The following is a 21040-nucleotide window of genomic DNA, read 5'->3' as shown; positions in this document are numbered from 1 at the left end:
AACAATAAAAGAATAAAAATCAAGTTAAATGGTATGAGTCCAGTACAATACAGAATGACTCAATTAAATACGTAAATGTTTAACCCGTCCAACTTCTTGGGGTCACTTCATTAGGTACTCACGTTCGGAAATGAAAATAAAAGCACGCTTTTATTTTGCATTTCTCTCACTTAATCGTACCTTTGAGGCTTTGCCTCTAAAGTACTCACGTTCGGGAATACAAAAGAAAAACGAGTTTTCCTTTTGCATTCCGCTCACTTAATCGTACCTTTGCAAAAAGAAGGCGGAAGAGTCATATAAAAACTATTCGACATCAGAAACAGGCACATGAACGACAAACTCATCATAGGATTGGATGCCAAACGCATCGTGAGAAACGGAACAGGACTGGGTAGCTATGGGCGGACGCTCGTCAACGACCTGGCGGAACGTCCATTGCAACTGCGCCTTTATGCTCCTGACGCAGGACGCGACGACCTCAGGCAACAGGTGATGGACCATGACAATGTGCAACTCTGCTTGCCCAAACGACCGTTGCCATTGGTGGGAAAGGCATTGTGGCGCAGCCGTGGCATGGTGGCTGACCTACAACGTGACGGAGTGCAGCTGTTTCACGGTCTGTCGGGTGAACTGCCTATCGGTATTCGTCGCCGTGGTATTCCTACTGTCGTCACCATCCACGACCTGATCTTTATGCGCCATCCAGAGTTCTATCACTGGGCTGATGTGCAGATTTACAAGTGGAAATTCCGTCAGACAATCCGTGAAGCCGACCATATTATTGCCATTAGCGAATGTACAAAGCGCGATATTATGGAGCTTGGAGACGTCGATGAGCGGCGCATCTCACTCATATATCAGAGTGCAGCCCATCGTTTTGCAGCCGAAGTCACAGCCGACGAGCGTCAGCGGGTGTGTCAGAAGTACGGCCTGCCGAAGCGCATCATACTGAATGTAGGATCGATAGAAGCACGAAAAAACATGTTGTTGGCGGTCAAGGCACTGCCTTACCTGCCCGAAGACGTGGGACTTGTGATGGTGGGACGCCATACACCATATACTGATACCATCGTCAAGTATGCTGAAACGCACCAACTGACCCACCGCCTGCATATCCTGCATGGTGTTCCCGATGAAGATTTGCCTGCCCTCTATGCTGTTGCTGAGGCTTTTGTATATCCGTCAGTATATGAGGGTTTCGGTATTCCTATCATCGAAGCCATCCGTCAGGGACTGCCTGTGGTGGCCTGTTCCGGATCGTGTTTGGAGGAAGCCGGAGGTCCAGACTGCCGTTATGTGGCGCCCGGCGATGTGCAGGGCATGGCAGATGCACTCCGAAAGTCGCTTGTGGGCGATGCAGAACGCAATGCGCGGATCATAGGCAGTCAGCAGTATATACGTCGTTTCGAGGGTAATACGGTGGCGAGTCAGGTTTATGACCTCTATCAAGAACTGTTGCGGAAACGCCCCTAAATGTTTCTTCCGACGGTTCTCCCTTGTCTTTTAGTGTTCTGACCGCCCCTTTGTGGCATCCTTATCGTTTATAATGGAACAAATCAATTGAGTAGCCGTTTGGCAAAATAATGTACGGGATACCACACGCTGATAAAGCCTACAGCGAGGACAGTGAAGAACACTACGACGATATCCCACGGGTGGACGCTGACAGGATAGGCATCGACCACAAACGAACCTTCGGTAGATCCTAAGCCTATCAAGCCGAACTGCTGCTGCAACAGGCATAGCAACAAGCCGATAGCAATGCCTATCACGGCACCAATGGCGGAAATCATGCGACCTTCGAAGAGGAAGATACGGATGATTTGGCGGTCGCTGGCACCCAGATTGCGTAGGGTCACCACGTCGTTGCGCTTGTCGATCATCAGCATAGAGAGGCTGCCGATGATGTTGAAACAGGCTATGACGAGGATAAAGGTGAGGAAGATATATGCCATGAGCTTCTCTACTTTCATGATGCGGAAGGTGTCTTCCTGCTGCTCATAGCGGTCGCGCACCACAAAACGGGTGCCTGCCATCTCTTGTACCTTGGCTTTCACATGCTCGAAATTGCTACCGGGTTTCAGTCGGAGTTCCAACGATGTGAGTTCTCCGTCGCGGTCAAAGAGGTTGCGGGTGAATTGTATAGCGGTGATAATATACCGCTTGTCGTACTTGCCTTGCTTGATGCTGAAGAGTACGCCCGGTGAATACAACTCGTCTTCCACGAATCCGTCTTGCAGATTAGCCATGTTGATCTGACCTTCGCGCCGTGGCGCATAGATCTTCAGCGGTTCGCGGTAGGTATAACCGATGCCGAGCTGATAGGCTACGCCCAGTCCCAAGATGCCATAGTTCATATCGGCAGCATGGAGTGCATAGTCGCCGTCACCTTCCAAAATCTGGCGGATATGGGTCAGCTTGTCGTAGTTGTCATCCACACCTTTAATCGTCACCATCTGCTGGCGGTCGCCATAGACAGCCAATGCCTGGTCTTCAAGCACATCGGTGGCTACAGCCACCTCGTCCAACTGGCGTATGCGCATCAGCGTAGAATCGTTGCTGGCGGCAGTCTTGCCCTTGGCAGGAGTGATTTTCAACTGTGGGTCGAGCTGCGTGAAAAATGATGCCACCATGTCGTGGAAGCCGTTGAACACGCTCAACGTCACCACTAACGCCATAGACGCCACGGCAACACCTACCACCGAAATGCCGCTGATGACATTGATGGCATTGGTAGATTTCTTGGAGAAAAGATATCTCCGTGCAATGTAGAATGGGAAATTCACAGTGACACTTATTGCTTAAGCAGCTCGTCGATGCGGTCTATGTAATCGAGTGAATCGTCGATGAAGAATCTTAATTCAGGGATGATGCGCAGTTGATGGCGCACGCGGGTACCCAATTCATAGCGTATCTGTGCGCTGGTCTTGTTGATGTTCTCCATAATTTCCTCTCCACGCTCACTGGGGAAAATGCTCAAATGGGCGGTGCAGATGCTGAGGTCGGGACTCACGCGCACTTGTGTGACGCTGACCATAACACCGTGCATGCTGCGTGTCTGTTGTTGGAATATCACGCTAAGTTCCTTTTGAAGCAGTCGTGCAATTTTGTTTTGTCTTGTTTCTTGCATATATATCTATTGATTCCTTTATTTTTGCAAAGTTACACTTTTCCTATCAAAACATCAAGGAAAACGCACACTTTTTCATCCTATCGCTGTCTGATAACTGGATTGCAACGTGCTTCTACCCTTCATGGACAACAGCAAGTCAGAGTGTGGCAACTATGGTTGGGTAGGGTAGGCAACCGCTTTGTGAATGATATGGAAGGTCTCTGGGACTGCGTGTAAACGACTGCTTGTCAGCTGGAAACGTTATTTCCGTTTGTAAATTCAATGAATTTGCTTTGCAATTTCAATGAATTTGCTGAGTAAACTCAATGAATTTGCTGACCAAACTCATTGAATTTCCTTTTATGCGTATATGATTCCAGCATGCTGTGGCTATGCTCTTGATGTGGTACGGATATTCCTTTGGATAGCAAATCAATTTGTTTTCCTTGGCAAATCAATTTGTTTTCCTTGGCAAATCAATTTGAATTCCTCAGCAAATCAATTTACTTTGCTGAGAAAAGTGATGTTAATTGCGGTGCAAAGTATTGAACGCGAGATTGATACATGGCGTTTGTGTGATGTCTGGCAAATAGCTGTTCAGCCGGCAGATAAGTGAGGTATTGCCTTTTGTCGGCAATCAGCATCTGGAAGGATGACTTTTGCGGGATGAGGCATGATAGGAGATTGCAGCGTCTGTTCATGCCCATCGGCTGTTTATCCCAGTGAGATATTCTCCACCTCAACGGGTTCGTGGAGAAACAGTTGAGCCGACTCTTTGAAGCGATCGGGGTTCTCGGTAGTGAGATAATGCACATGTCCGCCTTTTGTGCAACGCTGTTCCATGTCGGGATGGCGATCAAAATACTGGCGGAGCGACTCTGCCACATATTCCCCCTGTGATACGATACGCACGCCACGGGGTATGAATTTATTGATTTTAGGCAGCAGCAAAGGGTAGTGGGTGCAACCTAAAATAATGGTGTCAATCTGGGCATCGAGGCGCAACAACTGATCGACACGCTTCTTCACAAAATAGTCGGCACCGGGAGAATCGGCTTCGTTGTATTCTACCAAAGGAACCCAGAAGGGACATGCCACACCCGAAACCTTGATGTCGGGAAAGAATTTGTGGATTTCCAAGTTGTAGCTCTCGCTTTTAATCGTTCCTTCGGTGGCAAAGATACCCACGTGGCGAGTCTTGGTCAGTGTTCCCACCACTTCGGCAGTGGGACGGATGATGCCCAAGACACGGCGGTTGGGGTCTATCAGCGGCAGGTCTTTCTGCTGAATGGTGCGCAGGGCTTTGGCTGAAGCGGTGTTGCAACCGAGGATGACCAAATGGCAACCACGCTCGAAAAGACTGATGACAGCCTGGCGGGTAAACTCATATACCACGTCAAACGAACGTGTGCCGTAAGGCGCACGGGCATTGTCGCCCAGATAGAGAAAGTCGTACTGGGGAAGCAACTGGCGGATTCCATGCAGAATGGTTAGTCCGCCATAGCCGCTGTCAAAGATGCCTATAGGGCCTGGATTACTGGGCAACATCGGTAATGACGCTTATCGCAATGCAGTTTTCACAGCCTCGGTCACGTCTTCACCCATCATGGGGTGGGTCCATGCCACAGCCTGTTGGTCGGTATTGATGATAAAGGCAAGGCCACGCGCTATGCCAACACGACCCATGGCTTCGGCAATACGCTTGCGAAGAGGTGCCTCTGCCTTGGCTTTTGCCTGTTCCAAGAGTGCCTGACTCTCTTTCTTGAAGGTGATGTTACGGTTGAGCAAGTCTTGAAGTTCGCTTTGGCGCTTCTGCAAAATAGTCAGCGGCATATCGCGCTGCGTATCGAGAAACTCCTCGTACTTCCGGTTGAACTCGTCTTCTGCACGTTTCTGTTCGGCTGCATACTTCTCGTTGAGCTGCATCATGCTGGTCTCAACGGTGGCATATTCATTCATGCTGTGGAGCACGGCATCATAACTGAGATAGCCATACTTCAGGGTGTTGCCATCTGTTGCTACATCCTGGGCAGAAACAGTTAAAGGTAAAAAAGCAAAAAGGCAAAAAGGTAAAACCCATTTTACCGCATTTTTTACCATGCTGTCAAATATCATCTTTTTCATAAGTTTCTGTTGTTTTTATCTTTTTACGTTTTTACTTTTTTACCTCACACATTGTTTATTTCAGTCCGAGCTTGGCTTTTACCTGGGCTGTTACATCAGTAGAAAGGGTTGTGCTGATATAGGGCACGCCACCCTGAACATCCATGATATAGACATAACCACCAGCCTGTCCGACAGCCTTGATGGCATCGAGAACCTTCACGTTGATAGCCTGAAGCTTCTCACCCTGTGCCTTGTCGAGGGCCTGACGGTTGTCCTGATAGCTCTGCTGGATCTTCTGATACATCTCCTGAAGCTCCTGCTCACGACGCTGCTTGATGTTCTCTGGAAGGTTGGCCTGCTCCTTTTCGTAAGCCTGTGCCTTCTTCTGAAGCTCATCCTGCATGCTCTTCAGATCAGCCTCGTATTGTTTGGTGAGGGCCTCGATCTCGGTGCGAGCCTTGGTAAACTCAGGCATGGCCTGGATGATTTCCTGTGTGTTGAGGTGACCGAACTTCTGTGCGAATGTTGCCAGAGGGGCAAACACCAACAACATTAAAATAAGTTTTTTCATTGTTTAATTGTTTGTTTAGTTATTATTGTTTCTTTCTGTTTTATTTTGAAGTTAGCGTGTGGAACCCAAACGCGACAGTACATCGTCGGAAATGTCGATGCGGGGAGATCCGTAGATGATGCCCGAATCACTCGCACGGTCCAATACCAACTGATAACCGCGTGATTCTGCTACATCGCTCACAGCGTTATATACCAGTTCCTGAATAGGAGCAATGAGTGCGTTGCGCTTCTTGAAGAGTTCACCGTCGGGTCCGAAATACTTCTTTTTAAGTTCGGCAGCCTCGCGTTCCTTCTTCATGACAGCGTCTTGGCGCTCCTTCTTCTGTTCTTCTGAAAGGAACACGACGTCGCGCTGGTAGTTCTTGTACATGCTTTGTGCTTCTGTCTGGATGGCTTCCACCTCTGCCTGCCACTTCTTGGAAATCTGTGTCAGCTGTTCGTTAGCACGCTCGTAGGCTGGAATGTTCTTGAGAATATAGTCCATATCGAGCAATGCAAACTTCTGTGCACTGGCACTCTGGGGCAGGAAGATCATGATGGCTGCAACCAATAGTGCCTTGGCGGCGAGTGCCATCAGTAGGGTTTTGCCCATTGTCTTGTATTCTTTCTTCATATCAACAGTCTCCTTTCTGTAGGTTTTATAAGGTTAGAACTCTTGTCCGAGAATGAAGTGGAACTGGCTGCCGCCCTTCTGGTAGCTGCCGTTGTTATATACCTTGTCAAAGCCATAAGCCCAGTCGATACCCATCATACCTACCATTGGGAGGAAGATGCGGACACCCAGACCGGCAGAACGCTTCATGTCGAAGGGATTAAACTTCTTGGTATCTACCCATGCGTTACCGCCTTCAAGGAATCCAAGACCGTAGATGGTGGTGTTACCCAACATGAATGGATAGCGAAGCTCCAGGGTGAAGCGGTCGTAGGCATAGGCATTATAGTATGCACTCGTGCCTGCATGATAGGCTGCGGTGTTTGATATCGAACCGTTCTCATAACCGCGCAGACCGATGGTCTCTTCGGCATAACCAGTAGAGTAGCCACTCATACCGTCACCACCCACATAGAAGGTTTCGAAAGGCGACTTCTTGTCTTTATTGTAGGAGCCCAACAGACCGAGTTCGACACGGGTCATCAGCACGAAACACTTCTGACCGCTGGTCAACGCAGTATAGGTCTTTGACTTAAACTTCCATTTGTGGTATTCTATCCAACGGTATTTCTCCTGCAATTCACGCTCGTAGGCTGCTGAATAGCGGTCGGTGGCGAGGGTGGAATAGTCTTTGTGGTCGAACAAAGACCATGGTGGAGTGAGCTGTACGGATGCTGAGAACTCTGATCCCTGACGTGGGAAAAGCTGGTTGTCGATAGATGTACGTGACAGCGTAATACCGAGGTTGATGTTGTTACAGTTACCGTTGCTGATGATAAAGTAACTCCAGTCGCGTAGCATATAACGGGTGTATGCCAACTGCATTGACAATTGGAAATAGTCGTCGGGCCAGCGCAAACGCTTACCCCATCCCAATGCTACACCGAACATCTCAATATACTTATCGTCGTCGAGCATAGCGTCGTAGTTGTGACCGAAGTCGTTGTACGAACCAAAACCATACATGTAGTTGAGGTAGTTGTTATAGTAGCTGTTGTTGCGGTAACTGCTTGAAATATCGCTCTGCTTAGAGAAGAAGGCGCTGACGTTTAATGCATTCGGGCGCTTGCCACCAAACCATCCGGTGCTGTAACCTGTAGAGAGCGAGGTATAGTAGCGTCCGTTGGTCTGCAACGACAGTGACAGTTGTTCGCCATCACCGATAGGCATGATACCACGGTGCATCTTGTTCTTACCAAAGAGGTTGCGCATGGAGAAGTTGTTGAGCTTTATGCCGATTCGACCGATTACACCAGTCTGTCCCCAACCCAGTGAGAATTCAAGTTGGTCGTTAGACTTCTGTTCCAATTCCCAGTTGATATCCACGGTGCCGTCCTCATAGTTAGGCTTGATATCTGGGTTGATGGTCTCAGCATTGAAGTATCCCATGTTACCAATCTCACGGGCAGAACGCATCACAGCATCTTTAGAGAAGAGGTCACCGGGCTTGGTACGCAACTCACGGCGAACAACTTCTTCATAGAGGCGGTCGTTACCATAGATGCGTACAGCATTGATGTGAGCCTGCTGGTTTTCGGTGATACGCATCTCAAGGTCGATAGAGTCGCCCACAATATTGACTTCGGTGGGGTCGAGCTGATAGAAGATGTATCCGTTGTTCCAATAGTAGTTACCCACGGCATCTTCATCTTCTTTCAGACGTTTGTTCATCAGTTTCTGATTATAGACATCGCCCTTCTTCATGCCCAAGGCATTGTTGAGGAAGTCGCTGGTGAGTACTGAGTTACCCACCCATTCTATATTGCGGATGTAGTATTGCTGACCTTCATCCACCTTGATATATACGTTGACGTGCTTCTCGTCTTCGTTCCATACCGAGTCTTCCAAAATGGTGGCATCGCGATAACCGAGCTCGTTGTATTTTTCAATCAGGTTTTTCTTGTCGGTTTCGTAGCGTTCAGGGGTGAACTTCTTGGCTTTGAAGAAGTTTTTGAACTTGCCGGCTTCGTGTATCTTGGCAAAGGCTCCGTTCTTAAAGAATGTACCTGTAATCTTGTTTCTCTTGAGTTTTTCGTTGCCTTCGATGATGATGTGACGCACCTTCATCTTGTCTTTCTTGTCGATATCAACGTCAAGAATCACCTGATCCTTATTGGATACATCGTCGCGCTGAAGGATGCTGATTTCTGCGTTCTTATATCCTTTATCGTCAAAATAGCGCTTGGCGAGAATCTTTGCACGGTCTATCATGTTGGGCGTAATCTGGTTTCCCTTCATAATACCCAGCTTGTTTTCCAAATCTTCGCGTTCGCTCTTCTTCACACCATTATAGTTGATGCGGCTTACGCGTGGGCGAGTGCCGAGATGGATGCAGAGATAAATCTTTGAACCTACGATAGAGTCGGCAGTGATAGCCACTTTCGAGAACAGTCCGTGACGCCAGTAACGCTTCACGGCATCGGTGATTTCAGAACCTGGTACACTGATGACTTGACCTACGGAGAGTCCTGACAGACCTGTCAGCACATAGTCTTCGTAACCTTCTACGCCTTTTACAGCTATACCGCCAATCTCACAAACACGCGGTGTGCCTGTATAGGAGATTTCGGGATTGGTAATCACATCCTGTGCTTTAACAGCGGCAGGAAGGAAGAGTATGGTGCAAAGCAGCATCATGCACTTTGCCATGTCTGTCAATTTGTTGGAATAGAATATATTTCTCACTTTACTAATTATTTCCGTTGTTATTTCTCTTCATTTTCCACCTGTGCTTCGGTCTTGCCAAAACGACGTTGGCGCTGTTGGTAATTGGCAATGGCTTCGTGCAACGCTGCTTCATCGAAGTCGGGCCAGAATGTATCACAGAAATACAATTCTGAATAGGCTATCTGCCACAGCAGATAGTTGGAGATGCGCAATTCTCCGCCTGTACGTATCAGCAGTTCGGGATCTGGCATGAAATTGGTTGCCAGATGCTGGCTGATGGTGGTGTCGTCGATGGCATCAACAGACAGGGTGCCTTGTTTCACTTCTGTTGCGATATCACGCATGGCTTTGGTGATTTCCCATTTCGACGAATAACTCAACGCTACTACCAAGGTCATGGTAGTATTGTTGGCAGTATGCTCTTCGGTCTCGCGTAGTTTCTGAACGACAGACTCTGGCATTCTTGAGACATCGCCAATGACGCGGAAGCGTACATTGTTCTTCATGAAGAGTTCGTCTTCGAGTGATGTGAGTATCAGTCCCATCAGTGCTGCAACCTCGTCAGCAGGGCGGCTCCAGTTCTCTGTAGAGAATGTGTATAGTGTCAGATACTTAACTCCCAGTTTGGCAGACTCCGAGGTGATGCGTTTTACAGCCTCTACACCGGCTTGGTGTCCATAGCTACGCTCTTTACCTCGCTGTTGTGCCCAACGCCCGTTGCCATCCATGATAATGGCAATGTGCTCGGGGATGCGTGTCATATCCAGTTGCTTGTTCATAGTCATTTATATATCGTTGTTACACGTTTTGCATTTTCTCCAGATGTCGTATGTCAGTGACAACCGCAGGTGGCTGTAACCATCGGTATTCTTGAAGAGTCCACTGCTCTTGATGCCGTATGGATCTGCCACACCGTCGATTTTATCGCTGGTTGTGAAGTGTATGGTCCATTCCATTGCGACATTGGTACGGTCGCCTATCTTGTATTTCACACCTGCGCCAATTGGCATGTTGACAGCTGCTTCTGTCTTTTCCGGTTTTGCGATGGTGGCTCCGATACCTATATATATATAAGGTGTAAACCGTTGCGCTCCCCGATATTCATGTCCTGTGCCGTAGGGCCAGAAGTTATATTCATACCTCATACCTATGTCTGCCACCGAATGTTTGAAGCTCATGGGCTCCAAATCCGGGTAGTAGGTGTTGGCATGGGTTGACGATCCTTTCAGTTGTCCCCAACTGATATTGGCAGCCAGTGCCATGCGTGGATTGAGGCGATAGCGTCCTACGAGGGTCAGCATGGGTTGCTGGTTGCGTAGCGGATTGCCGTTGAAATCGCCTTCATAGGCCACCAGTCCTATTGCCCCGCCTATCTCGGCTCGATATTCGGGAGCTTCCTGTGCACTGGCATGTATGGTCAGTGTGAGGAGAACCAGTGTTTGCAGTATCTTTCTCAAAGATAGTTTCGTTCTTTTACCACGCCAGTTTGTTGAGTCTGCCACGCCATACTTCGCCGTTTACTCCGCCGAAGAGCCAGATATTCACACCGTCTGATGTGGCGGCATAGCGTGTGGTGCTGGTATCGAAATCGTTTGGCAGTTGGTAGTACTTGTTCTTTTTCCAAGTGATACCGTTGTCGCGCGACTGGTAGATATAGGTAAAATTGCCATTCACCGTACCGATGGCGAGTACGCCGTCATCGTAGGGCACCAGTGTGAGGTTGTCGAGTTGTGGCAGTTCGTATCTGTTGCCGTCGGCTTCCATATATACCCATTGTCCTGGCTCGCTATGATAGTTGAATTCTGCAATCTTTCTCCATACCACGGCAGCTTTGGCGTTTGCTGTACTGTTGCCTGCCATAACGACATAGTCGGTAGAGTCTGCCATGTTCATTGGATAGCATGTCGTGGCGACTGTTGCAGTGGGTAGGAGTGATTCGCTTGCGTCGATGGCATCGGCTTGCCACTGGTGTCCACCGTCGCGTGATACCATGAGTTTGTTGTCGGCAGTCATGCCGTAGAGTTCTTTCTTGCTTGCACCGATGAGTTTGGCAATAGCTGTTGTCTCGCCAATCTCGTCCCATTGGCTGCCGTCGGCAGTGCGCAACAGCATGTTGCCGTTCATCATGTAGATAGAATCTGCATTTGCCACGGTTTGTTTGTATGCTCCTGCGGTCAGCGGTGTGTTGATGTTGGGAGTGAGTGTAGTCCATTCGTTGCCATCGGTGGTGGTATAGCCAACGGTAGTGCCGCCATCGTTGCCGAATACGAAGATACGCTTGCCCAATACCATGGCCTTCATGCCAGAGAGTGCTGCCAACTGGTTGTTGTCAGCCATTTGTTTCCATCCAAAGGCATCGCCGTCTTCTTGGTGGACATTCACTTTGATGGTGTATTTCTGATACGACATACCATCGGTAGCATAGACACGGGCTTCGCGTGGTTGCGAAAAGTCGATGCTGTCTGATGAGGTGTAGAATTTCAGTGAGTCGTTGTTGAGGTTTTTGATGACTACTATGCCATTGTTCTTTGTACCTATGGTGCATACCACCTTTGACGCATCAATACCCAAAGGCAGTGAGTCGGGGTTGAAGATGACGTGATTGATCTGGTCGATGTTGAATTTGTAGCTTGATGCTGCTACGCTTGTCTTGTAGATAGAGTCCTTTCCTGCTGCTGTTGTTGTGTGCAGATAGCGGTTGAGTGTGCCCAAGGTAAACGACGTGATTGCGGCGTCGTTATAATATACGGCCTCATCATCGTTAGACTTCAGACATGATGTCAAAACAGCTATGACCAACAGCATGCATGCTGCATTTACGAGTTTTTTCATTTGAAATATTTCAATTTTGGATGCAAATTTACTCACAATTCTGCAAATAGCGTCATATTTGGTGCTTTTATTAAGTAAATTATATGATAATGTGACATATTTTAGAATTTCTAAACATAAAAAGAGTGTGACATGAATAGCTCAAGTCGCACTCTTGTTGTTAACGGACATTCGTGTGTGTCAATGTTATTAGGCACATGACAGCCGATATTGCCACAGTCGCCAGAATGGCCATTGTGTGTAAATCAAACATAATTAATTAGAATTCTTGTCTATTAGTTCCTAAATAAATCTTTTACCTTTATCTCTCAATTGCGGGTGCAAAGTAACTACATTTCTTTCAGATGACCATCGTGTAGAGGTCTTTATTTTGTCGGTTTGCTATGTTTCTTTGACTTCTGTCAATTTCTGAAAGAAGGTGTATAACAAAAAAAGCCCGTTTCCACGGAGGAAACGAGCCATATTTAGAATGAATAGACGGGTCTATTAGAGTTTTGGACCAGCAGCTACGAGAGCCTTACCAGCCTCGTTGCCCTCATACTTCTTGAAGTTCTTGATGAAGCGGGCAGCCAGATCCTCAGCCTTCTTGTTCCACTCTGCAGCGTCAGCGTAAGTGTCGCGTGGGTCGAGAATGTTGGTGTCAACACCCTCAAGCTGTGTGGGAACTTCGAAGTCGAAGTAAGGAATCTTCTTGGTAGGAGCGTTCAGGATAGCGCCACCGAGGATAGCATCGATGATACCACGAGTGTCGCGGATAGAGATACGCTTGCCAGTACCATTCCAACCAGTGTTTACGAGATAAGCCTTGGCACCGCTCTTCTCCATCTTTTTCACGAGCTCTTCAGCATACTTGGTAGGATGCAACTCGAGGAATGCCTGACCGAAGCAAGCAGAGAAGGTTGGAGTAGGCTCGGTGATACCGCGCTCTGTACCAGCCAACTTAGCGGTGAATCCGCTGAGGAAGTAGTACTTGGTCTGCTCAGGAGACAGGATAGATACTGGAGGCAGTACGCCGAATGCGTCGGCTGACAGGAAGATAACGTTCTTGGCAGCAGGACCTGCGCTACGACCGTTCACCTTCTTCACGATCTTCTCGATGTGCTCGATAGGATATGATACGCGGGTGTTCTCAGTTACGCTCTTGTCTGCGAAGTCGATCTTGCCGTCGGCAGCAACTGTTACGTTCTCGAGCAGAGCGTTGCGCTTGATAGCACCGTAGATATCGGGTTCGCTTTCTTTGTCGAGGTTAATAACCTTTGCATAGCAACCACCTTCGAGGTTGAATACGCCTTCGTCGTCCCATCCGTGCTCGTCGTCACCGATAAGCAGACGCTTAGGATCGGTAGAAAGAGTGGTCTTACCTGTACCAGAGAGACCGAAGAAGATTGCGGTGTTCTTACCTTCCATATCGGTATTGGCTGAGCAGTGCATAGAAGCAATGCCCTGGAGAGGCAGGAAGTAGTTCTGCATAGAGAACATACCCTTCTTCATCTCACCGCCGTACCATGTGTTGATGATGCACTGTTCGCGTGAAGTGGTGTTGAAGGCTACGCAAGTTTCTGAGTTGAGGCCGAGCTCTTTGAAGTTCTCAACCTTAGCCTTAGAGGCATTGTAGATAACGAAGTTAGGTTTGAAGTTCTCCAGTTCCTCTTTGGTAGGCTGGATGAACATGTTGGTAACAAAGTGTGCCTGCCATGCTACTTCAACGATGAAGCGTACAGCCAGACGTGTTGCCTCGTTGGCACCGCAGAAAGCATCAACTACGTAGAGCTGCTTGTTGCAGAGCTCCTTGATAGCGATATCCTTAACTTTTGCCCAAACCTCCTCGCTCATGGGGTGGTTGTCGTTCTTGTATTCTTCGGTGGTCCACCAAACCTTATTGTGGCTCTGTGCATCGTCAACGATGTACTTGTCCTTAGGAGAACGTCCGGTGTAGATACCGGTCTTTACGTTTACTGCGTTGAGCTCAGTGTTCTGACCTTTATCGAAACCAGTCAGTCCTGCCTTTGTCTCCTCTTCAAAGAGAAACTCATACGAAGGATTGTGAGCAATCACGGTTGAGCCTGTGATGCCATACTGTGTCAAATCTAACTTTGCCATAATAATGAAAAATATTTGAGTTTGAAATTACTATTATCCGTTTTACGGCGCAAAGTTACAAAGAATTCCGAATTTACTGGTCGGCTTTTAGTTTTTTTAGCGTTTAGATGGGCCATTTTTTGGTTAAAGTAGTTAAAAATGGGTGGTCTCGCAAATAATTGTCACGCTGACTTTGCAAAATTCCGCGAACATTTCTTATCTTTGCGGTCAAAAACCGAAGCAATCTATGAAAATTATCAATTTCGATGAAGAGAACAGCGTGATGCACCTCTATATGGCTGAATTGCGCGACAAGAATCATCAGCGCAACCGTCTGTTGTTCCGTAATAACATCAAGCGTGTGGGTGAGTTGATGGCTTATGAGATATCTAAGACGCTCGATTACAAGTTGAAATCTGTTACCACACCGTTGGGCATTTGTGATATTCAAGTGCCTAAAGATGAAATTGTTGTAGGTACTGTATTGCGTGCGGGCTTGCCTTTCCATGAAGGATTCCTTCAGGTGTTTGACCGTGCAGAGAATGCTTTTGTGTCTGCCTATCGCATGTACACCAACCGCGAGCATACCGAAGTGGGCGTTCATACCGAGTATATGGCATCGCCCAGCATTAAGGGCAAGACTTTGATACTTGTTGATCCGATGCTGGCTACAGGTGGTTCGATGGCTGCTGCCATTGAAGCGCTTTGCAAAACAGGTAAGCCTCGCAAGATACATATCGCCAGTGTGATAGCTACACAAGAGGGAATTGATACCATTCGTCCTGTGTTGCCCGACGATGCCACTGTTTGGTGTGCCGCCATTGATGCCGGAATGAATGAACACAAATATATCATTCCTGGTTTTGGCGACTGTGGCGACCTTTGCTACGGTGAGAAATTATAACCCTTTGGCACCATTGTCTGCATTGGACAATGGTGCTTCTATCTTATAGTTTGGCGTGCTACGCAACCGATAGGTGCGTACTCATGGCATCGGCAGTATTGCCACACGTTGGAAGGTGTGGCAATACTGCTTACACCTATTATATAATTATAAGGATGGGGAGTGGTGTGTGTAGTTTTGACGATTATTGGAATGGTAAGACAGTTTCATGTCAAGTATTGATGACCTCTGTGGACTTTATGTCAATGCAGCCGAACAGTTTGTGAGATTCGCAAAAAGTGAGAAGAGTGTACTCAAGTTTACCCAATCTGCCGATTTGTAATGATAGCTCCCGAAATCGTAGTAGAGCAAATCGTGGTCAATCCTGATAACTCCCGTTATAGTTCCTTTGGTAACGGTTTCTCCTTGTAGGCTTTGTCAGGAAGAAGTGGTGGAGGTCGTGTGTTCCTCTTTGTTGCGCACAAGGTGCTCATGCTCAAAAAAATAACAATAATTTTGCAGTTTCAATTATTTATAGTAATTTTGCAATCGGTTAGCAGAGCGCTAACTAAGGGGTGCTACCTACTCGTAGAAGAGACGGAGGCTGAGAACATACCCATAGAACCTGTACAGGTAATGCTGTCGTAGGAATTTTCCTTGGACTACGTTCTTTCCCCCTTTATATAGTTTAAGGTTTATAACAAACATTCAATGAAAAGATTAAACAGGATTGCATTCAGTGTGGTGTGCTGTGTTTTTGCCAGTCAAGCCGTATGGGCACAAGCCACAATCGACACCGTCAAGGTGCACCAGCTGAATGAGGTAGTAGTAAAAGGTGTACGTGCAGCCAAGGAAGCTCCTTATGCCGTAGCCAACATTAAGAAATCAGAACTCCAGCAATTTTCTCGTACAGGAAAGGAACTCCCATTCCTCCTTTCGCGCACACCCGGCATCCTTGCATGGGGTGAGAATGGATTGGGCACTGGTACCAGCTATATGCGTATTCGTGGTGCTGCAGGTAGCCGCATCAATGTCACCCTCGATGGTGTAGCCCTTAACTCTCCTGAGGATCAGACCGTGTTCTGGGCCAATATGAACAGCTATGCCGCTCTTTTGGGTAGTGTGCAGATTCAGCGCGGTGTTGGTTCATCTACCAATGGTGATGGAGCCTTTGGTGGTAGCATCTCTATGGCTACTGCTTTCCCATCGCTTATCCCTACCGCAGAGGTGACAGGTTCGTTTGGTAGCTTCAACACCTATAATACAGGTGTCAGCTTCTCAACAGGTTTGTTGGGCAAACACCTGATCTTCGACGGTGCCTATCATGAGACCGCTACCGATGGCTATATCGATGGAACATCAGGACGATCAGGTTCTTACTATGGTGGACTGACATGGCTTGCTGACAATTTCAAGGTGAGCTACAAGAATATCGGCAACTTTGAAAAGACCGGCCAGGCATGGAATGGTGTGCTCGCCAGCGACTATGACACCAACTTCACGTTGATGAGCGATGGTATCTATACCTATAAGGATATGGATGCTGCTGGTCTCGGGAAGTTCAATATCCTGACAGCAGGATTGGTGCGCAACGGCAAGGGCGACTATACCATCGTGCCTTACACCATGCGTGATGGTAGTCTTTGGAACAAGACCACCGACAATTTCTATCAGAACCACAATATCCTTTCTGCTGTTTGGACTCCCAACGACCATTGGAGTCACAACTTTGCCGTACACTACACCTATGGTTATGGCTACTACAACGAGTTCAAGAGCCAGTCGAAATTTGCTAAGTTTGGTCTCACCTTCTATGATGCAGACGGCAATTTCGTAAAGCGTTCCGACTTTGTGCGCAAGAAGGGGCTGACCCAGCACACCTATGGCATCGTGTATAACACCAACTACAAGGATGAACACTGGGATGTTATTGGCGGATTGAACCTTCAGCAGTTCCGTGGCAACCACTGGGGCTATCTCACCTATATTGCCAATCAGGCAGCAGAAAACCAGTTCCTGGGCAGCAATGGTCAGTATAAATACTATGATTCTGATGCCCATAAGTATGACTATAGCGCCTTTGTTAAGGCCAACTATCGTTTTGCCGACAACTGGAATGTATTTGCCGATTTGCAGTTCCGTCGTGTAGAATACAAGACCGATGGTGTCAACGATAAATTTGTGGAGCAGGCTGACGGTACCTATAAGAACCAAGTATTGGACATCAACGAGAAGTTCAATTTCTTCAATCCCAAGGCAGGTATCAGCTATACCAACAATGGTCATAAGGCCTATGCTTCTGTAGCTTACAGTAATCGCGAACCTGAGCGCAACAACTATACCGACAACTACAACTATCCATTCCCAGAGCAAGAGAAGTTGCTCGACGTAGAGTTTGGCTATCAGTATCAGGGCAGCAACTGGCATGCCGGTGCCAATTTCTACTATATGGGTTATGACAACCAGTTGGTACAGACCGGTCAGCTGAGCGACATCGGTGAGGCACTCACCACCAATGTGAAAGATTCCTATCGTATGGGCGTAGAGCTCACAGCAGGATGGGCACCCTTGTCATGGATGTCGTTGGAAGGAAATGCCAGTCTGAGCAAGAACAAGATCAAGGATTTCGACGAGTATGTAGATAACTGGGACGGTGATCCATTGAAGATCCACTACGACAATTCAACCTTGTCATTCTCACCTTCTGCCATCCTCAACGGCTTCATCGACCTCCACTATGCAGGATTCTCTGCCACATGGCATACCAATTTCGTCAGCAGTCAGTATCTCGACAACTCCGAGAGCAAAGACCGTTCACTGCCTTGCTATTCACAGAGCGACCTCAGCATCAACTATGGTTCAAAGGTTACCAAGGCATGTGGTATCAAGTATGTGACCATCGGTTTCGATATCAACAATATCTTCGGTCGTTGCTATGCTCCTTCTGGTTTCGTATGGTACAATGCTGTTAGCGAGAGTGCCGGCTATACCAAGGATCATCGTCTGAGTGCCATCAGCTATATTCCTATGGCAGGCACAACCTTCATGACCCATCTGACATTGAAATTCTAATCATGTACGACTATATTGCCCTACATGGGCTTGACATACTGACCACGATACTCGGTTTGATATATATCTGGCTGGAGTATCGGGCCAGTATTTTTCTTTGGATAGTAGGCATCGTGATGCCCGCCCTCGATATCTGGCTCTATTGGCAGCACGGACTCTATGGTGATGCAGGAATGGCTACCTATTATACTTTGGCAGCAGTCTATGGCTATATCGTATGGAAATGGGGACACGGCGAGAAGCGTACGCTTCCCATCAGTCACATGCCCCTACGTCTTTATCTGCCAGTCACGGTGTTCTTCTTTGCAGCGTGGGGAGCTACCTACTATATACTCATCACTTGGACCAATTCTACCGTTCCTGTACTCGATGCCTTCACCAATGCGCTGAGTTTTGTGGGCCTATGGGCATTGGCACGCAAATATATGGAGCAATGGTTCTTTTGGATTGCAGTCGATGTGGTATGCACGTTCCTCTATGTCACCAAAGGCATTCCCTTTAAGGCAGGACTCTATGGACTCTATGTTGTGATTGCCGTAGCAGGATGGTTTAAGTGGCGTCAACTGATGCATCGCCAGAATCATCAATGCCAGCAGTCACCCTCAACCTCAGAAGCATGATGATGTCGCAATTCCTCTTTCGTCCCGATGCCGTTATCCTTGCCAATGGTGTGTTTCCCACCCATGCCATACCGCTCGGAGTGCTTCGTTCTGCTCCCCATGTGGTTTGTTGCGACGGATCCATTGCCCATTGGCCCGATGCTGATGTTGTAGTGGGCGATGGTGACAGCATTCCTTCGCAGTATCGCTCACGGTTGGCACGGATTACCGAACAGGAAGACAACGACCTCACTAAAGCCACACGCTATTGCTTGGACCACTATCAGTCCTCCGTCAGTAATCATTGCCGTTTACGCTTAGCCTATCTTGGTGCTACTGGAATGCGTGAAGACCATACCCTTGGCAATATCGCCTTGATGATGCGCTATTACCGTCAGATGAATATCGAACCCCTGATGTTGACCGATTATGGATGGTTTGTTGCAGCAGAAGGTCGCCAAACCTTTGATAGTTTCGCAGGCCAGCAGGTCAGTATCTTCAGTTTCAATACCACTCGACTCACGTCAGAAGGCCTTCGTTGGTCTGCCTATTCCTATGAAGAACTGTGGCAAGGCACGCTCAACGAATCCTTAGGAGCCCGTTTTACCCTCGATGCCGATGGATGCTATTTGGTATATCGCACTTATGATGCCAAATAGATAGAATGACGGCAAATATACCTTAAAAATCACTAAAAATCCAGTCTTATTCGGTCTTTTACAGAATAAGTGACTATCTTTGCAATATCTTAAAAAAACAGGTAAAAAACAGATAGAATAATGAAGAAATTAGTATTTCTGTCAGCAGTGGCAGTTGCCGCACTGACATCGTGTGGTGGAAAGCTTGGAGAATTGTCTGCCGACAACTTCAAGGTAGTACCCAATCCGTTGGTTGCCGAGTCGGGTCAGGTACCTGCAACAATCAATGGTATGTTCCCTGAGAAGTATATGGCCAAGAAAGCTGTGGTTACCGTAACACCGGAACTGCGCTTCACCGACAATGGCGTAGAGACTGCCGTTAAGGGACAGAGTGCAACATTCCAGGGCGAAAAGGTGTTGGGCAACGATCAGTCCATCTCCTATAAGGTAGGCGGCCACTATACCATGAAAGCCAATTTCGCTTATCAGCCTGCCATGCAGAAGAGCGACCTCTATCTCACCTTCAACGCACGCGTTGGTAAGAAAGAGGTGCAAGTACCAGCTGTCAAGGTTGCAACAGGTGTGATTGCCACCAGCGAACTCTATCGTTCTACCATTACCAGTGCTAATCCCTGCACATCGCAGGATGCATTCCAGCGTGTCAACGAACAGAAGTTTGATGCTACTATCAAGTTCCTCATCCAGCAGGCTGAACTTCGCAAGAGCGAGTTGAAGAGCAATTCCGTACAGGAGTTCACCAGTCTGCTCAAGCGCATTGCACAGGATCAGGAAGGTCTCAATATCAATAATGTAGAAATCTCAGCCTATGCTTCGCCCGATGGTGGTGTGTCTCTCAACGAGAAGCTCGCCAACAAGCGTCAGAAGAACACCGAGTCATACGTGAAGAAACAGATGAAGGCTGCCAAGATCGACGCCAACCTCTCTTCACAATATACCGCACAGGACTGGGAAGGTTTCCAGGAGTTGGTTAAAGCCAGCAACATTCAAGACAAGGATGTTATCCTCCGCGTTCTCTCTATGTATCAGGACCCACAGGAGCGTGAGCAGCAGATTAAGAACATGAGTCAGGGCTTCCGCGAATTGGCAGACGGCATTCTGCCCGAACTGCGTCGTGCCCGCATGACCATCAACTATGAGACAATCGGTCGCGATGACGATCAGATTTTCGCTCAGTATAAAGAAGATGCTTCTAAGCTCAGCGTTGAGGAACTGCTCTATGCAGCATCTATCGCCGATACCGATGCACAGCGTGAGGACATTCTCAAAACCACAACCAACCTCTATCGTGAGGACAGCCGCGCTTACAACAACCTCGCCGTACTGGCTATGCAGAAGGGCAACAATGCCGAGGCACAGAAATATCTGAGCATGGCACGCACCCTCGATGCTAAGAATGCTGAGGCCAATGCCAACATGGGTCTGCTGGCTCTGCAGCAGGGTGATGCTAAGACCGCAGAGGATTATATCTCACGTGCAGCCGGTGCCAACAATCTGGCAGAGGCTCTGGGTAACCTGCATCTGGCACAGGGCAACTACGCTCTGGCACAGCAAGACTTCGCAGGTGTAAACTCTAACAGCGCTGCTCTGGCACAGTTGCTCAATAAAGACTACGCCCGTGCCACTCAGACACTGGCTAACGTGAAGAATCCCGACGCTATGACCGACTATCTCAACGCCATTGTCAATGCACGTCAGGGCAACAACGACGCAGCAGCTTCTTATCTGCGCAGCGCCATCCAGAAAGATCCCAAACTGGCTCAGTATGCTGCCAACGACTTGGAGCTGAGCAAGGTTAGCAAATAAAGA

The 21040-nt window shown here is 48.0% G+C and carries 19 protein-coding genes and 1 riboswitch; of the genes, 8 read left to right on the top strand and 11 right to left on the bottom strand.

Features of this window, described 5'->3' with window-relative positions; genetic code table 11:
• Together CIK89_RS14005 and CIK89_RS02600 are read left to right on the top strand one after the other, a co-directional pair.
• On the top strand, positions 1–75 hold a 75-nt coding region (locus CIK89_RS14005; RefSeq protein WP_144007332.1), incomplete at its 5' end, for an IS3 family transposase.
• A 252-nt stretch (positions 76–327) separates the two neighbouring features.
• A complete protein-coding gene (locus tag CIK89_RS02600; protein ID WP_094389875.1) occupies positions 328–1473 on the top strand; it encodes a glycosyltransferase family 1 protein in 1146 nt (381 codons plus the stop codon).
• Positions 1474–1556: 83 nt separating this feature from the next.
• Here the strand turns inward: CIK89_RS02600 and CIK89_RS02595 are convergent, their stop codons facing one another.
• Together CIK89_RS02595 and rbfA are read right to left on the bottom strand one after the other, a co-directional pair.
• Positions 1557–2786 (bottom strand): FtsX-like permease family protein, encoded by a 1230-nt coding sequence (locus CIK89_RS02595; protein WP_094389874.1) that lies wholly within the window; start codon positions 2784–2786, stop codon positions 1557–1559.
• Between the two features lie 8 nt (positions 2787–2794).
• Positions 2795–3130: a 30S ribosome-binding factor RbfA gene (gene rbfA / locus CIK89_RS02590; RefSeq protein ID WP_094389873.1), complete on the bottom strand. Its 336-nt coding sequence runs from the start codon at positions 3128–3130 to the stop codon at positions 2795–2797.
• A gap of 352 nt (positions 3131–3482) precedes the next feature.
• On the opposite strand from rbfA, the gene CIK89_RS02585 reads away from it, so the two are divergent.
• Positions 3483–3728 (top strand): hypothetical protein, encoded by a 246-nt coding sequence (locus CIK89_RS02585; RefSeq protein WP_094389872.1) that lies wholly within the window; start codon positions 3483–3485, stop codon positions 3726–3728.
• Between the two features lie 98 nt (positions 3729–3826).
• On the opposite strand, the gene murI is transcribed toward CIK89_RS02585, so the two are convergent.
• From murI to pckA, 9 genes are all read right to left on the bottom strand, one after another.
• Positions 3827–4660: a glutamate racemase gene (gene murI / locus CIK89_RS02580; protein WP_094389871.1), complete on the bottom strand. Its 834-nt coding sequence runs from the start codon at positions 4658–4660 to the stop codon at positions 3827–3829.
• 12 nt (positions 4661–4672) lie between these two features.
• Positions 4673–5236, bottom strand: a complete 564-nt coding sequence (locus CIK89_RS02575) for an OmpH family outer membrane protein (RefSeq protein WP_254046599.1) — start codon at positions 5234–5236, stop codon at positions 4673–4675.
• A 55-nt stretch (positions 5237–5291) separates the two neighbouring features.
• Complete coding sequence (locus tag CIK89_RS02570; protein WP_094389870.1) at positions 5292–5789, bottom strand: OmpH family outer membrane protein; 498 nt, start codon at positions 5787–5789, stop codon at positions 5292–5294.
• A gap of 51 nt (positions 5790–5840) precedes the next feature.
• Positions 5841–6365, bottom strand: a complete 525-nt coding sequence (locus CIK89_RS02565; protein ID WP_254046600.1) for an OmpH family outer membrane protein — start codon at positions 6363–6365, stop codon at positions 5841–5843.
• A 72-nt stretch (positions 6366–6437) separates the two neighbouring features.
• A complete protein-coding gene (locus CIK89_RS02560) occupies positions 6438–9101 on the bottom strand; it encodes an outer membrane protein assembly factor (protein ID WP_371591464.1) in 2664 nt (887 codons plus the stop codon).
• 47 nt (positions 9102–9148) lie between these two features.
• Complete coding sequence (locus CIK89_RS02555; RefSeq protein ID WP_094389882.1) at positions 9149–9889, bottom strand: isoprenyl transferase; 741 nt, start codon at positions 9887–9889, stop codon at positions 9149–9151.
• A gap of 6 nt (positions 9890–9895) precedes the next feature.
• Positions 9896–10567: a DUF6089 family protein gene (locus CIK89_RS02550; protein WP_094389867.1), complete on the bottom strand. Its 672-nt coding sequence runs from the start codon at positions 10565–10567 to the stop codon at positions 9896–9898.
• A 16-nt stretch (positions 10568–10583) separates the two neighbouring features.
• Positions 10584–11942, bottom strand: a complete 1359-nt coding sequence (locus CIK89_RS02545) for a DUF6242 domain-containing protein (protein WP_094389866.1) — start codon at positions 11940–11942, stop codon at positions 10584–10586.
• Positions 11943–12428: 486 nt separating this feature from the next.
• The gene (pckA, locus tag CIK89_RS02540) at positions 12429–14042 is read right to left on the bottom strand and encodes a phosphoenolpyruvate carboxykinase (ATP) (RefSeq protein ID WP_094389865.1); all 1614 of its coding nucleotides are present in this window, start codon (positions 14040–14042) and stop codon (positions 12429–12431) included.
• 226 nt (positions 14043–14268) lie between these two features.
• On the opposite strand from pckA, the gene upp reads away from it, so the two are divergent.
• The 5 genes from upp (at position 14269) to CIK89_RS02515 (ending at position 21037) form a co-directional block, all read left to right on the top strand.
• Positions 14269–14925 carry a uracil phosphoribosyltransferase gene (gene upp / locus CIK89_RS02535; protein ID WP_094389864.1) on the top strand — a complete coding sequence of 219 codons (657 nt, stop codon included), beginning with the start codon at positions 14269–14271 and terminating at the stop codon, positions 14923–14925.
• Positions 14926–15465: 540 nt separating this feature from the next.
• A riboswitch (TPP riboswitch) is annotated at positions 15466–15572 on the top strand.
• 43 nt (positions 15573–15615) lie between these two features.
• The gene (locus CIK89_RS02530) at positions 15616–17976 is read left to right on the top strand and encodes a TonB-dependent receptor (RefSeq protein ID WP_094389863.1); all 2361 of its coding nucleotides are present in this window, start codon (positions 15616–15618) and stop codon (positions 17974–17976) included.
• A 2-nt stretch (positions 17977–17978) separates the two neighbouring features.
• Positions 17979–18596 (top strand): nicotinamide riboside transporter PnuC, encoded by a 618-nt coding sequence (gene pnuC / locus CIK89_RS02525; RefSeq protein ID WP_094389862.1) that lies wholly within the window; start codon positions 17979–17981, stop codon positions 18594–18596.
• On the top strand, positions 18593–19234 hold the full coding sequence (locus CIK89_RS02520) for a thiamine diphosphokinase (protein WP_094389861.1): 642 nt from the start codon (positions 18593–18595) through the stop codon (positions 19232–19234). Before pnuC ends, CIK89_RS02520 begins: the two co-directional genes overlap by 4 nt.
• Before the next feature lie 120 nt (positions 19235–19354).
• On the top strand, positions 19355–21037 hold the full coding sequence (locus CIK89_RS02515) for a lipopolysaccharide assembly protein LapB (protein ID WP_094389860.1): 1683 nt from the start codon (positions 19355–19357) through the stop codon (positions 21035–21037).
• The last annotated feature ends 3 nt before the right edge of the window (positions 21038–21040 follow it).

It is taken from the genome of Prevotella sp. P4-119 (assembly GCF_002251345.1).
Lineage (GTDB): Bacteria > Bacteroidota > Bacteroidia > Bacteroidales > Bacteroidaceae > Prevotella.
Note: the sequence above shows the minus strand (reverse complement) of the source record. Positions and strands in the feature narration are given on the sequence as shown.